A 12,770-nucleotide genomic window follows, 5' to 3' on the forward strand; every position below is an offset into this window, starting at 1 on the left:
AGCAGGGCATGTAGGAAACTGGCTTACCCTTGCTGCATGCTATTGTCGCTATTCTACACGCAGATATTGGGTCAAAGGTGCATATACCTCTTTTGCCTCAATAATCTGACGGCGATATGATGATCGTCAATTTCCTACAATTTGTAGGATATTCCATACGGCTAAACCGACAATCATGCCCGCTGCCATAAATCGTGTGGCAGGGTGTGCCAGCAAACTCTGCAGTTGGCGCGCAGCAACCCCTGTTGTCACCAGTGCCGGCAGCGTCCCCAGGCCAAAGCAGAGCATGAGTAGTGCTCCATGGACAGGGTCTGCGATGGCCATGCTCCATGCCAGCATGGAATACACCAGGCCACAGGGCAGCCAGCCCCAGATGGCTCCGAGTGCAACCGCCTGAGGTAGCTTGACCACTGGCAACAGGCGACGTCCTGCTGGCTCCAGGTACCTCCACAGGCGCTGGCCCAATGCCTCCAGCCAGCGTAGCCCTTTCCACAGGTTGGCAATGTAAAGCGCCATCGTGATCAGCATCAGGCTGGCAACCACCTGCAGCAGGTCCCGCATGCCCGGTGCCAGCGCCACCACAGAGCCTAGGCTTGCGACCATAGCGCCTGCCAGGCAGTAGCTGAACAGACGTCCCGAGTTGTAGCCAAGTAGTAAAATTCCTACACGAACAGGGTGGCGCATGCTCGGGGGAATGGCAAAGGTCAGGGCGCTCATTATACCGCCGCACATGCCGATGCAATGTGCTCCGCCAAGCAGCCCGAAGACAAAAGCCGCCATCGCGGGCGGCAGGTCTAGACCTACTGGGTTCATGCGTTCTGCTCAGGATCCAGGGGGTGGCGTGGAATCATGCTCGTCGGCTATTGCGTCATCGACCGGCGTCTCTTTTGCCGGCTTTCTGGATGGGTTCGGTGTCGGCGGGTCTTCGTCCTCGAACAGGATGCGATAGGCAGGACCCTCCAGATCGTCGAATTGATCGTTGCGAACCGCCCAGAAAAACGCCCATACCGCGAGACTCAACAGGATCAGCGACAGCGGTATCAACAGATAGAGAATGTTCATTGAGCATGTGCCGCTACGGCAAGACGTGAGGGTGATGGCGGCGCCGCGCGTCTCAGGCGAAGGGCATTGCCTATGACCAGCAGTGAGCTGATCGACATGCCGATGGCGGCGAGCCACGGAGGCACGAAGCCCAACGCGGCGGCGGGCAGCGCGACGACGTTGTAGAGCACTGACCAGGCGAGGTTCTGGCGAATGATGCGGCGCGTCTGGCGTGCGCTATGGATAGCCTGGACGATACGCTCCAGCGGCTCGCCGAGCAAGATCAGGTCGGCGCGAGTGCGTGTCAGGTCACTGGCGCCAGCAACGGCAATGGCGAGGTCCGCCCCGGCCAGAACGGGCACATCGTTGATGCCATCTCCCACCATGGCAACGACCTCTCCCGCTTGCTGACGCTTGCGGACCAATGTGAGCTTGTCCTCGGGACTGGCGTTGCCGTGCCACTGCGCTACCCCCAGCTGATCGGCCAGTGGCTGAACGTTGCCGGGTCGATCGCCGGACAGGATCTCGATCTCGATACCCGCTTCGCGGATAGCCGCAAGGGTCATGGCGGCGTCTGTGCGGGGCTGGTCGTGTAGCTGGAACCAGGCGACAGCCTGCCCCTCGCATGCCAGCAGCAGCCACAGGCCGTCGCCTGGTACGTCGAGGGGGGGCTGGCTGGCCAGGGCAAAGTCCGGGCGCCCAAGGCGCCAACACTGCCCAGCCAGGTAACCTTCGACACCCTGACCGGGCACGTTGCGAATGTCGCTGGCCGTGACTCGGGCGTCGCGCCAGGGCCGGAAGGCATGGGCGACCGGGTGCTCCGAGCCGACTTCCAACGCAGCGGCCAGCTGACGAGGGTCGATGCCTGCAAGGCAGTCTGCCGTGAGGCGTCGGTGCTCGGCCAGGCGCAGCTGGCCTCGAGTCAAGGTGCCGGTCTTGTCAAAGATGATGCGGTCGAGGCGGGCCAGGGTTTCCAGCGCATCGGCGCGAGCGACCAGCACGCCGGCGCGACGCAGACGCCCGTGGGCGACGGTCAAGGCGGTAGGCGTGGCCAGTGCCAAGGCGCAGGGACAGGTGACGACAAGTACCGACAGGGTGACCCACAGGCTGCGACTGGGGTCGATCCACCACCAGGCCATGGCGACCAGGGTGGTGATGATCAGCAGATTCAGGACAAAGCGGTGAGACACCTGCTCTGCCACCTTGGCGATACGCGGACGATGGGCAAAGGCTCGGTCGGTAAGGTCAAGGATGCCCGCTGCGCGGGTCGCGTCCCCGACACGCAGGACGTCGAGCTCCACCGGGCTGTCGATGCACAGCGTGCCAGCGTGAACGATATCGCCCTGTCGTCGTAGTGAGGGCAGCGACTCACCGGTCAGCAGCGATTCGTCGATCTGTGCCACGCCTGATGTCAGGACACCGTCAGCCGGAATCAGTGAGCCAGGACTGACGCGCACGCGATCACCCGGTTCGAGCTTGCTGGCGGGAATGACCCGTTCGTCGCCATTGGCCTCGACGCGCACTGCAGCGCTGGGCAAGGCGCTGGCCAGAACGTTGCCCTGGCGCCCGTAGTGGGCGCGGGCGCGGGATTCCAGATAGCGACCGAACAGCAGGAAGAAGGTGAACATGCTGACCGAATCGAAGTAGCGATCTCCCGATTGGCTGACCACCGACCAGCAGCTCGCCAGGTAGGCGCCACCGATGGCCAGGGAGACGGGAACATCCATGCCGAGTATGCGCGAGCGTACGTCCCGCAAGGCGCCCAGGAAGAACGGTTGAGCGGCATACAGCACGACAGGCGTCGTCAGCGCCAGTGATAGCCAGGCAAACAGCTGGTCGAAATCGGCGCTGAGGTCCCCGCTGTCAACGTAGTGGGGGATCGAGAACATCAGCACCTGCATCATGCCTACCGCTGCCACTATCAAGCGGCGAACCATCTGGCGCGACTGGTGCTTGAGACGCAGTTGAGCCTGGTCGGGTTCGTAGGGTTGCGAGGGGTAACCGATGGCCGCCATCTCGGCAAGAATGCGTGACAGCGTCAGCTGGCTCGGGTCCCAGCTCACCTGCAGGCGATGTTGCGACAGATTGACGGCGCTGCTGGCCAGACCATCGAGAGCGTTCAGGCGATGCTCGATGAGCCAGGCGCAGGCTGCGCAGGTGATACCGTCCACCGCCAGGGTGGCGACCTGATGCCCGTCGCGCTGGCGCACGAATCGGGCTTGCAGGCCGGGGTCATCGAAGACCTGGTAGCGTTCGGCGTCCGCGGGCGTGGCCGAGGGACGCTCAGGCATGGCGGTGCGAAAGCGGTAATAGCTATCGAGGCCACCGTCGACAATGGCGTGAGCCACGGCTTCGCATCCGGGACAGCACAGAGGGTGCGCTTGCTGATCGATGGTGATCGACCAGGGGGCTCCTGCTTCCACCGTGGCGCCGCAGTGGTAGCAGGACCGCGGAGTATCGGTAGCCGGCATCACAGACCTGGCGTCAGATGAATGGTGCTGTCTCGCGGGAATTCGGCCTCGCCGGTCAAGCGCCAGGCAGCATCATCGCCGCTGCCGTCCTCGATCCATGGCTGGAGCTGCAGGTACCAGCGGTAGCGAAGGTTGCGCTCCAGGGTGCCAACATATTGTCCACTACGGGTATGGCTCAGGGTCAGCAGGCGGTCGCGGTCGCCATCGGTGGGAAACTTCAGCTCCAGCTGCAGGCGCTCGGGGCGCTCTTCGCCGAGCAGCTGGACGACCACGTCCCCGGTGGTGGCATCGATCCGCAGATCGGCTGCCAGCCCAAGGGCTTCGGCGCGCTGCTGCTTTTCCAGCTGAACATTGATCGCCAGCCCCTCCTTGTAATAGTCGTCCGGTACCGAGCCATCGAAATAGCGGATCGACAGCGCCAGGTAGACCATGCTGAAGGTGACCGACGACAGCAGCAAAGCAATCAGAAACCAGGGCCAGAACTGCTTGTACCAGGGCGGCACCTGGGGATCGGACGAAGACATTAGGGGGTGACTCCTATGAATCGACTTTCGCGTTCCACCGCGACCGAGGGATCGTCTTCAGCGTGCAGGCGGACGCTGATGTCGGCGCTACGCTGTTCCATCAAAGCAGGATTTACGCTCAGCGTCATCACCAGCTGCCGGGACGCGTTGGCGGGTACCTCGAGTGACTCGGTATCGCTCTGCAGGCCCTCGATGCCGGTGACTTCGATCAGATAGCGGTGTGCCTGATTGTCGAGATTGCGCACGGTGATGGCGTACGAGTTGGCGATACGCCCATCGCTTAGCGTCTGAAACAGCCGCGCCCGATCGCGCTCGACGTCGACGTCCAGCGGGGTGCGGTCGGCCAGGGTCCAGATAAACAGCCCGATCATCACCAGCAACGCCACCAGGTAGCCGATCAGGCGTGGCCTGAGCAAATGGGTCTTGTTGCCGTCAAGGGCATGCTCGGTGGTGTAGCGAACCAGACCCCGAGGGTACCCCATCTTGTCCATGACGCTGTCGCAGGCATCAATGCAGGCGGCGCAGGTGATGCACTGATACTGCAAGCCATCGCGAATGTCGATGCCGGTAGGGCAGACCTGGACGCAGAGTTCGCAGTCAATGCAGTGGCCGAGTCCCTGCTCGGTGGGGTCGGCACAGCGCTTGCGGGGGCCACGGGGCTCGCCTCGATGATAATCGTAGGAGACGATCAGCGTATCGCGATCGAACATCACCGACTGGAAGCGGGCATAAGGACACATGTACAGACAGACTTGCTCCCGTAGCCAGCCAGCGTTGAGGTAGGTGAAGACAACGAAGAAGCCGACCCAGAAGTAGGACCAGCCGTTGGCTGACAGGGTGGCCAGGTCGACGACCAGGCCCTCGATGGGCGTGAAGTAGCCGACAAAGGTGATGCCGGTGGCGGCAGCGATGATCAGCCAGATCGCGTGCTTGGCACTCTTGCGCAGGAGCTTATCGGCATCAAGGGCGCGCTTGTCCAGCTTGATGCGGCGGTTGCGTGGCCCCTCGACACGATGCTCGACCCAGATGAACAGAAACGTCCAGACGCTCTGGGGGCAGGTGTAGCCACACCATACCCGGCCGGCAAACACCGTGATGAAGAACAGGCCAAAGGCGCAGATGATCAAGAGCCAGGACAGCAGCACGAACTCCTGAGGGTAGAAGGTCGCCGCAAAGATGTGGAATTCGCGACCCGGTAGGTCAAACCAGACCGCGGGACGGTCTCCCCATGGCACCCAAGGCAACAGCAGAAATCCCAGCATCAGCGCCCAGTTGGCAGCACGCCGGGCCCGTTGAAAGACGCCCTTCATCTCGCGTACGTAAATATGACGGCGGCTCTCGTACATGCTGTGTGACGAGGAATCTTCGGGTGTGTGGTGGGATACCGCGCTGTCGGTCACATCGTGGGTGGGTATCTTGTCGCTCATGGCAGGCTCGCATCGCTGACCGATCATTCGTCGTTGTGCCGACGGTCAGTCTAGCGATCGTCAGGTAGGTGAGAGGCCAGTGCGGCGCTTGGCCGCACTGGATACGGGGGTGACCCCCTCTTGTGGATTACTGGGCAGGCTGGCTCAGGCTGTAGACGTAGGCCGCCACCAGATGCACGCGCTCCTCACCGATGTAGGCGGCCTGGGCAGGCATATGGCCATTGCGGCCGTTACGCAGCGTCTGGCGAATCGAGTCGGCCAGGCTCTGCCCCGGTGCCTGGTACAACCAGGTCTCGTCGGTCAGGTTGGGAGCTCCCAGCGCCTGGTTGCCGGTACCGTCAGGCGAGTGACACGCCGCACACACCGATCCGAACACCGCGCCCCCCTTGTCAGCGCGCTCAGCATCTTCGGCCTGGCCGGACAGCGATAGCACATGCTGAGTCAGGTTCTCGATGTTGTCGGCGCCGAGTTGCTGCCACGAGGGCATCAGTCCGTTCCGACCGTTCTCGATGGTGGCGACAATGTGCTCGGGCTCACCCCCGTACAGCCAGTCCGTGTCAGTCAGGTTGGGGAATCCGTAGCCGCCCTTGGCATTGGAGCCGTGGCAGATCGCGCAGTTGTTGAGGAAGATACGCTCGGCAATCTGCATGGCCTCGGCATCCTTGATCAACTCCGGCACCGGGATTTCCTGATACTTCTCGAAGATCGGTGTGAAGCGCTGTTCGGCCTGGGCCACTTCTTCCTCCCACTGGCCTTCCTGACTCCAGCCCAGCACGCCGGCGAAATTGCCCAGGCCCGGATACAGCACCAGGTAGCCAAGTGAAAAGATCACGGTGGCAACGTAGAGCTGGAACCACCAACGTGGCAGCGGGTTATCGTATTCCGCAATGCCGTCGGCGGTATGGCCGGTGGTCTCGACAGTACCGTCTGCATCAGGGCGCTTGTCGGTCTTGCGATTGGCCCATAGCAGCCAGAAGGCGAAGCCAATCGTGCCGAGCGTGATGACGATGATCCAGGCGCTCCAGAAGCCTGAGAGGGCATCACCCCAGAGTGTATTCATGTGTTCTTTTCTCCCCTGTCCTTTCGGGAATCGGCCTGTTGCTCGGCCATGCGGTCACGGTTCGGTTGCTCGTCGTCATCCGCGAACGGCAGGTTGGCTGCCTGTTCGAACTCGCGCTTGCGACGGCTGGAATACGCCCAGGCCACAAGGCCCAGAAAGGCGACCAGCAGAATGCCGGTGAGAATGCCGCGAAAGGTTCCGATATCCATGGTTACGGGCTCTTTGCCGAGTTGGGCAGTACTGTGCCAAGCTGCTGCAGGTAGGCCACCAGCGCGGTGATCTCCCGTTCGCCGCGAACATCGCTGGTCGCGCTGGCGATCTGTTCGTCGGTATAGGGCACGCCCAGGGTCTGGAGGGTGCGCATCTTGGCTGGGGTGTGTTCGCCATCCAGGGTGTTCTCGAACAGCCAGGGATACGCCGGCATGATCGACTCAGGCACCACGTCACGCGGGTTGTACAGGTGCGCGCGGTGCCAGTCGTCGCTGTAGCGACCGCCGACGCGGGCAAGGTCCGGACCGGTTCGCTTGGAGCCCCACATGAAGTTGTGCTCGTAGACGGATTCGCCTGCCACGCTGTAGTGGCCGTAGCGTTCGGTTTCCGCCCGGAAGGGACGAATCATCTGCGAGTGGCAGCCGACGCAGCCTTCCCGGCGATAGATGTCACGGCCCTCGAGTTGCAGCGCGGTCAGTGGCTTGAGGCCATCCACCGGCTCGGTCGTCTGCTTCTGGAAGAACAGCGGCACGATCTCGGCCAGGCCGCCAAAGCTGATCACCACCAGCACCAGCACCGCCATCAGGCCGACGTTCTTTTCTATGATCTCGTGTCTCATGTCAGTCTCGGTCCTTCATTGACTCAGGCGGTCTGTGGCAGGGGAGCACCGCTCTTGGCGGAACCCTTGACGGTCATCGCGACATTGACGGCCATGATCAGCATGCCGGTCACCCAGAACAGACCGCCGATCAGGCGCACGATGTAGCCGGGGCCGCTGGCCTCCACGGTCTCGACGAAGGTGTACATCAGCGTGCCGTCGGCATTGATGGCGCGCCACATCAGGCCCTGCAGGATGCCGTTGACCCACATGGCGGCGATGTACAGCACGGTGCCGATGGTGGCCAGCCAGAAGTGCACTGCCACCAGCTTGACCGAGTACATCTCGTTCTGACCGAACAGGCGGGGGATCAGGTGATACATCGAGCCGATGGTGATCATTGCCACCCAGCCCAGCGCTCCCGCGTGGACGTGGCCAATGGTCCAGTCGGTGTAGTGAGACAGGGCATTGACGGTCTTCACAGCCATCATCGGCCCTTCGAAGGTCGACATGCCGTAGAAGGACAGGGCGACCACCAGAAAGCGCAGCGTCGGATCGGTACGCAACTTATGCCAGGCGCCCGACAGGGTCATCATGCCGTTGATCATGCCGCCCCAGGAGGGGGCCAGCAGGATGATGGACATGACCATGCCCAGGGATTGGGCCCAGTTAGGCAGCGCGGTGTAGTGCAGGTGGTGCGGGCCGGCCCACATGTACACCATGATCAGTGCCCAGAAATGGACGATGGACAGACGGTAGGAATAGACCGGGCGCTCGGCTTGCTTGGGCACGAAGTAATACATCATTCCCAGGAAGCCGGCGGTCAGGAAGAAGCCCACCGCGTTGTGTCCATACCACCACTGCACCATGGCATCGATGGCCCCGGAGTAGAGGGAGATGGAGTAGGTGGCGGTGACGGGAATGGCCGCGCTGTTGACGATGTGCAGCACCGCCACCGTCAGGATGAAGGCGGCGAAGAACCAGTTGGCCACGTAGATGTGCGAGGTCTTGCGAATCTTGACCGTGCCGAGGAAAACGATGGCATAGGACACCCAGACGACGGCGAGCAGAATGTCGATGGGCCATTCCAGCTCGGCGTATTCCTTGACCTCGGTGAGGCCCAGGGGCAGGGTGGCGACGGCGCAGAGGATGACGGCCTGGTAGCCCCAGAACGTAAAGGCAGCCAGCTTGTCGCTGATCAGCCTTACCTGACACGTGCGTTGGACCACATAATAGGAGGTCGCGAACAGCGCGGATCCGCCGAAGGCAAAGATGACTGCGTTGGTGTGCAGGGGGCGAAGCCGACCAAAGCTTGTCCAGGGCAAGCCAAGGTTGAGTTCCGGCCAGACCAGTTGGGCAGCAAGTATGACACCGAGGGCCATGCCCACGATGCCCCATACCACCGTCATGATCGAGAACTGCCGGACCACCTTGTAGTTGTAGGTCGGATGTTCAAATGCTGTGCTCATGATCAGGTTCCCATCGATCGCGTAAAGGGGACGATCCCCCGGCCATAGTGCCTACCCAGCGGCAGTCTCAGAATGATGCAGATCAACAACCATTCAGAATTCTAGACCAGCACGGCTAGGGCTGGCACTTAGCCACTGGTGGCAGTGAACTTTGGAAATTTGTCCATGTCTGAAAATCTTTTATCCGACATTTTTGGTCAGGAATTGCGCCGGCAAAGCCCGTTTCACGGAGAACAGCACGGGCAATGGGAGGGCATTGGACCCTGCATCCTGGCGGGCCCTGCCAGTGACGACCTACTTCTTTTGACGCATGGTGCAGGCGCTGGGCACGATTCACCCTTTCTGGTCGCCTGGCGCAAGGCGCTGGCCGACGCCGGAGTGGCGACCTTGTCAGTGGAATTCGCCTACATGCGCCAGATGAAGGCGCTTGGGCGCCGGCGCCCGCCGCCCAAGGTCGATGTTCTGGTCGATGAGCTGCGCACCTGGCGTGACGTTTTGTCGCATAGCGTGCCTGGCCGCCTATGGCTGGGGGGCAAGTCCATGGGTGGGCGTGTGGCGACCCTGCTGGCGGCCGAGGAGACGGCACCTGGAGTGGTGGTAGCGGGTTATCCCTTTCACCCCCAGGGCAAGCCCGAACGACTTCGCCTGGCGCACTGGCCTCGCCTCAAGTGTCCAACGCTGGTGCTGCAGGGCACCCGAGATCCGTTTGGCACCCTCGAGCAAGTGCAAGGCTATGATTTGCCCGAGGTGGCCACCGTCGAATGGCTGGAGGACGGTGATCACGACTGGCTGACCCGGCGTGCCAGCGGCGTGACACGAGACGAACTGATGCAGCGCGCGGCAAAATGCGCAGCAACGTTGATGCAGGTGAATTGATGCCGCTACGGTCAGGGGGATGGGTCTCGCCATTTTTTTTACGGCTGTTTTGGCTCGTTGCGGAGGGCCGCTGAATCTCGTGAGCCCTTGTGCCGCCTGCGTTTCCGCCCAAGTCGATGAATGCACGGGCAAAATAGGCGACAAAAAAAACGAGAAAGATGGTTTGGCCGCGTTGACATCCCCCCGATGTTCTGTAGAATGCAGCGCCACGTGACCAGGGGTGGTTAGCTCAGTTGGGAGAGCACCAGCCTTACAAGCTGGGGGTCACAGGTTCGAACCCTGTACCACCCACCATCACCTTGGTGATGGCTGGACACGTAGAGTTGTAGACGTTGGACCGGTAGTTCAGTTGGTTAGAATGCCGGCCTGTCACGCCGGAGGTCGCGGGTTCGAGTCCCGTCCGGTCCGCCAACGTCACTTCTCGAATCGTCATCAATGTGGACCGGTAGTTCAGTTGGTTAGAATGCCGGCCTGTCACGCCGGAGGTCGCGGGTTCGAGTCCCGTCCGGTCCGCCACGATGACACGCCAAAGTCGATGAGCTCCAGGAAACTTGAGGCATCGCACCGTGTGAAATGATGTGGGTGATTAGCTCAGTTGGTTAGAGCACCAGCCTCACATGCTGGGGGTCACTGGTTCGAATCCGGTATCACCCACCACGCGGACCGGTAGTTCAGTTGGTTAGAATGCCGGCCTGTCACGCCGGAGGTCGCGGGTTCGAGTCCCGTCCGGTCCGCCATTTCGCTCGACCCAGCACACGCTGGAAAAAAGTCCGGTCACGTTGCCGGCAGTTATTCCGAAAAGCCCCGCTGCTTCTGCAGCGGGGCTTTTCTCGTTTTGGGTCCCCTCAAGGCGTTTACACCACACTGACGCTATGGGCTAGCCCATGGCGCTGGCGGGGTTCGCATCGTGTCGCTGCTTTTTGCCTTTCTGGGGGTGGCGAGGATTGACTCGCTATCATACAGTTGTTTGAAAATAGCCGTAGACTGGTTGCCCTGATGCAGTGCCAGCTCCGGACCTCACGACAACAAGATTGCAGCCAAGGCTGCCAAGGACCGCGCCGTGACCGCCTATCCCCACCTGTTGGCCCCACTGAGACTGGGGCACCTGGAATTGCCCAATCGCGTGTTGATGGGCTCCATGCATACCAATCTGGAAGAGGCGCCGCAGGGGTTTTCCCGTCTGGCCGCCTTTTACGCCGAACGTGCTCGCGAAGGCGTGGCGCTGATCGTGACCGGTGGCATTGCACCGAATGCGGAGGGCGCCGTTTTTCAGGGGGCGTCGCAGTTGACCTCGGCTGAGCAGCTCGATGATCACCGCGGTGTTGTCGAGGCGGTACATGCACAGGGGGGCCGCATCTGCATGCAGATTCTGCATGCGGGGCGCTACGCCTATTCACCGGAGTTGGTAGCCCCTTCGGCGCTGCAGGCCCCCATCAACCCCTTCCAGCCGCGAGCGCTCAGTGACGATGAGGTCGAGCAGCAGATCGAGGACTACGTGCGCTGCGCGCGTCTGGCGCAGCAGGCAGGCTATGACGGCGTCGAGATCATGGGCTCCGAGGGCTACCTGATCAATCAGTTCATTTGCCGCCGAACCAATGTGCGCGAGGATCGCTGGGGGGGCAGCTTCGACAATCGCTGTCGCTTCCCGCTGGAGATTCTTCGCCGCGTCCGTGCGGCGGTGGGAGAGCGTTTCCTGTTGATCTACCGGCTGTCGATGATCGACCTTGTGGAGGACGGAAGTACCTACGACGAGGTCATTGCGCTGGGCCAGGCGGTTGAGGCGGCCGGTGCCAACGTGATCAACACCGGCATCGGTTGGCATGAAGCGCGAGTCCCGACCATCGTGACCAGCGTCCCGCGAGCCGCTTTCACCGAGGTGTCGCGACGCATGAAAGACGCCGTCTCGATCCCGTTGATCACCACCAATCGCATCAACATGCCGGATGTGGCCGAGCGGGTGCTGCGCGACGGACATGCTGACATGGTGTCCATGGCGCGTCCGCTGCTGGCGGATTCGGCATGGGTGAGCAAGGCGAGGGAGGGGCGTGCTGCCGAGATCAATACCTGTATCGCCTGTAACCAGGCCTGTCTCGACCATACGTTCCAGGGCAAGCTGACGTCCTGTCTGGTCAATCCCCGCGCCTGTCATGAAACGGAGCTGACGCTTGAGCCCGCTGACCAGCCAGTGTCCGTGGCGGTGGTGGGTGGTGGTCCTGCAGGGCTCGCCACGGCAGTCAGTGCCGCGCAGCGTGGGCACAGGGTTACCCTGTTCGAACGTCAGCCGATCCTGGGTGGGCAGTTCAATTTTGCGCGCCGCATTCCCGGCAAGGAAGAGTTTGACGAAACGCTGCGTTACTTCCAGGTGATGCTGGACAACCTGGAAGTCGACGTCAGGCTCTCCTGCGAGGCGGGTGTCAACGATCTCCTGGCCTTCGATCGTGTTGTGCTGGCCAGCGGCGTCAGACCCAGACCGTTGGCGTTGCCCGGCAGTGATCATCCCAGTGTGATGAGTTACGCCGAGGCCATCGATGCTCCTCAGCGTGTCGGGCGCCGGGTGGCCATCATAGGCGCTGGCGGTATCGGTTTCGATGTGGCGGAGTTGCTGACCCATACGGCTCCTGGTGATGACCCGTTGCAGGATTGGTGCGACGAGTGGGGGGTGGATCTTGAGGTCAGCACGCCAGGGGGGCTGAAGCCGGCCCGCCGGCCGCAGTCGCCACGACAGGTCTACTTGCTTCAGCGCAAGACGTCCAAGCCGGGCAAGGGGTTGGGCACCACCTCAGGTTGGGTGCACCGGGCATCCCTTCGTCATCGAGGTGTGACCGCAATGGCTGGCTGCGAGTATCGGCATATCGATGATCAAGGGCTGCACCTGAGCGTCGAGGGCGAGCCGCGTGTGTTGGAGGTGGATACGGTCGTGGTGTGTGCCGGTCAAGAATCGGTGCGCGAACTCGTGGCGCCCCTCGAGGCGGCGGGTGTCGCTGTCTCCATCATCGGCGGTGCAGATGAGGCGGCCGAACTCGACGCCAAGCGTGCCATTGACCAGGGGGTCAGGTTGGCGGCGTCCTTCTAGAGCCGTCATTCTGGTGGCGTC

General features: G+C 62.1%; 11 protein-coding genes and 5 tRNA genes. 7 read left to right on the forward strand and 9 right to left on the reverse strand.

The genetic code is table 11. From position 1 onward, the window contains the following. Positions 1–126: 126 nt before the first annotated feature. The 9 genes from KUV45_RS08270 to ccoN all read right to left on the reverse strand — a co-directional run bounded on the left by KUV45_RS08270 (position 127) and on the right by ccoN (position 8,800). The gene (locus tag KUV45_RS08270) at positions 127–813 is read right to left on the reverse strand and encodes a sulfite exporter TauE/SafE family protein (RefSeq protein ID WP_222162696.1); all 687 of its coding nucleotides are present in this window, start codon (positions 811–813) and stop codon (positions 127–129) included. 9 nt (positions 814–822) lie between these two features. Beyond that, the gene (gene ccoS / locus KUV45_RS08275; RefSeq protein ID WP_222162697.1) at positions 823–1,062 is read right to left on the reverse strand and encodes a cbb3-type cytochrome oxidase assembly protein CcoS; all 240 of its coding nucleotides are present in this window, start codon (positions 1,060–1,062) and stop codon (positions 823–825) included. Next, a complete protein-coding gene (locus tag KUV45_RS08280) occupies positions 1,059–3,512 on the reverse strand; it encodes a heavy metal translocating P-type ATPase (protein WP_222162698.1) in 2,454 nt (817 codons plus the stop codon). Before KUV45_RS08280 ends, ccoS begins: the two co-directional genes overlap by 4 nt. After that, on the reverse strand, positions 3,512–4,036 hold the full coding sequence (locus KUV45_RS08285) for a FixH family protein (protein WP_222162699.1): 525 nt from the start codon (positions 4,034–4,036) through the stop codon (positions 3,512–3,514). Before KUV45_RS08285 ends, KUV45_RS08280 begins: the two co-directional genes overlap by 1 nt. Continuing rightward, complete coding sequence (ccoG, locus tag KUV45_RS08290) at positions 4,036–5,463, reverse strand: cytochrome c oxidase accessory protein CcoG (protein ID WP_224851980.1); 1,428 nt, start codon at positions 5,461–5,463, stop codon at positions 4,036–4,038. Before ccoG ends, KUV45_RS08285 begins: the two co-directional genes overlap by 1 nt. A gap of 127 nt (positions 5,464–5,590) precedes the next feature. After that, positions 5,591–6,523: a cytochrome-c oxidase, cbb3-type subunit III gene (gene ccoP, locus KUV45_RS08295; RefSeq protein WP_222162700.1), complete on the reverse strand. Its 933-nt coding sequence runs from the start codon at positions 6,521–6,523 to the stop codon at positions 5,591–5,593. After that, positions 6,520–6,732: a cbb3-type cytochrome c oxidase subunit 3 gene (locus tag KUV45_RS08300; protein ID WP_206941393.1), complete on the reverse strand. Its 213-nt coding sequence runs from the start codon at positions 6,730–6,732 to the stop codon at positions 6,520–6,522. Before KUV45_RS08300 ends, ccoP begins: the two co-directional genes overlap by 4 nt. A 2-nt stretch (positions 6,733–6,734) precedes the next feature. Further along, complete coding sequence (gene ccoO / locus KUV45_RS08305) at positions 6,735–7,352, reverse strand: cytochrome-c oxidase, cbb3-type subunit II (protein ID WP_222162701.1); 618 nt, start codon at positions 7,350–7,352, stop codon at positions 6,735–6,737. A 23-nt stretch (positions 7,353–7,375) separates the two neighbouring features. Further along, complete coding sequence (ccoN, locus tag KUV45_RS08310) at positions 7,376–8,800, reverse strand: cytochrome-c oxidase, cbb3-type subunit I (protein ID WP_222162702.1); 1,425 nt, start codon at positions 8,798–8,800, stop codon at positions 7,376–7,378. Between the two features lie 165 nt (positions 8,801–8,965). Here ccoN and KUV45_RS08315 point away from each other — a divergent pair, with 165 nt between their 5' ends. The 7 genes from KUV45_RS08315 (at position 8,966) to KUV45_RS08345 (ending at position 12,749) form a co-directional block, all read left to right on the forward strand. Continuing rightward, positions 8,966–9,676: an alpha/beta family hydrolase gene (locus tag KUV45_RS08315; RefSeq protein ID WP_222162703.1), complete on the forward strand. Its 711-nt coding sequence runs from the start codon at positions 8,966–8,968 to the stop codon at positions 9,674–9,676. Positions 9,677–9,894: 218 nt separating this feature from the next. After that, a tRNA-Val gene (locus tag KUV45_RS08320) sits at positions 9,895–9,970 on the forward strand. A 40-nt stretch (positions 9,971–10,010) separates the two neighbouring features. Further along, a tRNA-Asp gene (locus KUV45_RS08325) sits at positions 10,011–10,087 on the forward strand. Positions 10,088–10,115: 28 nt separating this feature from the next. Beyond that, a tRNA-Asp gene (locus KUV45_RS08330) sits at positions 10,116–10,192 on the forward strand. A 64-nt stretch (positions 10,193–10,256) separates the two neighbouring features. Next, positions 10,257–10,333, forward strand: a tRNA-Val gene (locus KUV45_RS08335). A 3-nt stretch (positions 10,334–10,336) separates the two neighbouring features. After that, a tRNA-Asp gene (locus KUV45_RS08340) sits at positions 10,337–10,413 on the forward strand. Positions 10,414–10,736: 323 nt separating this feature from the next. After that, complete coding sequence (locus tag KUV45_RS08345; RefSeq protein WP_222162704.1) at positions 10,737–12,749, forward strand: NADPH-dependent 2,4-dienoyl-CoA reductase; 2,013 nt, start codon at positions 10,737–10,739, stop codon at positions 12,747–12,749. Positions 12,750–12,770 lie beyond the last annotated feature (21 nt).

It is taken from the genome of Halomonas sp. DP3Y7-2 (assembly GCF_019800795.1).
In the GTDB taxonomy this organism is placed as follows: domain Bacteria; phylum Pseudomonadota; class Gammaproteobacteria; order Pseudomonadales; family Halomonadaceae; genus Halomonas; species Halomonas litopenaei_A.

Coding starts and splice junctions, on each gene's coding strand:
- KUV45_RS08270 (WP_222162696.1), bottom strand. CDS start 813: ATGAACCCAGTAGGTCTAGACCTGCCGCCCGCGATGGCGGCTTTTGTC.
- ccoS (WP_222162697.1), bottom strand. CDS start 1,062: ATGAACATTCTCTATCTGTTGATACCGCTGTCGCTGATCCTGTTGAGT.
- KUV45_RS08280 (WP_222162698.1), bottom strand. CDS start 3,512: ATGCCGGCTACCGATACTCCGCGGTCCTGCTACCACTGCGGCGCCACG.
- KUV45_RS08285 (WP_222162699.1), bottom strand. CDS start 4,036: ATGTCTTCGTCCGATCCCCAGGTGCCGCCCTGGTACAAGCAGTTCTGG.
- ccoG (WP_224851980.1), bottom strand. CDS start 5,463: ATGAGCGACAAGATACCCACCCACGATGTGACCGACAGCGCGGTATCC.
- ccoP (WP_222162700.1), bottom strand. CDS start 6,523: ATGAATACACTCTGGGGTGATGCCCTCTCAGGCTTCTGGAGCGCCTGG.
- KUV45_RS08300 (WP_206941393.1), bottom strand. CDS start 6,732: ATGGATATCGGAACCTTTCGCGGCATTCTCACCGGCATTCTGCTGGTC.
- ccoO (WP_222162701.1), bottom strand. CDS start 7,352: ATGAGACACGAGATCATAGAAAAGAACGTCGGCCTGATGGCGGTGCTG.
- ccoN (WP_222162702.1), bottom strand. CDS start 8,800: ATGAGCACAGCATTTGAACATCCGACCTACAACTACAAGGTGGTCCGG.
- KUV45_RS08315 (WP_222162703.1), top strand. CDS start 8,966: ATGTCTGAAAATCTTTTATCCGACATTTTTGGTCAGGAATTGCGCCGG.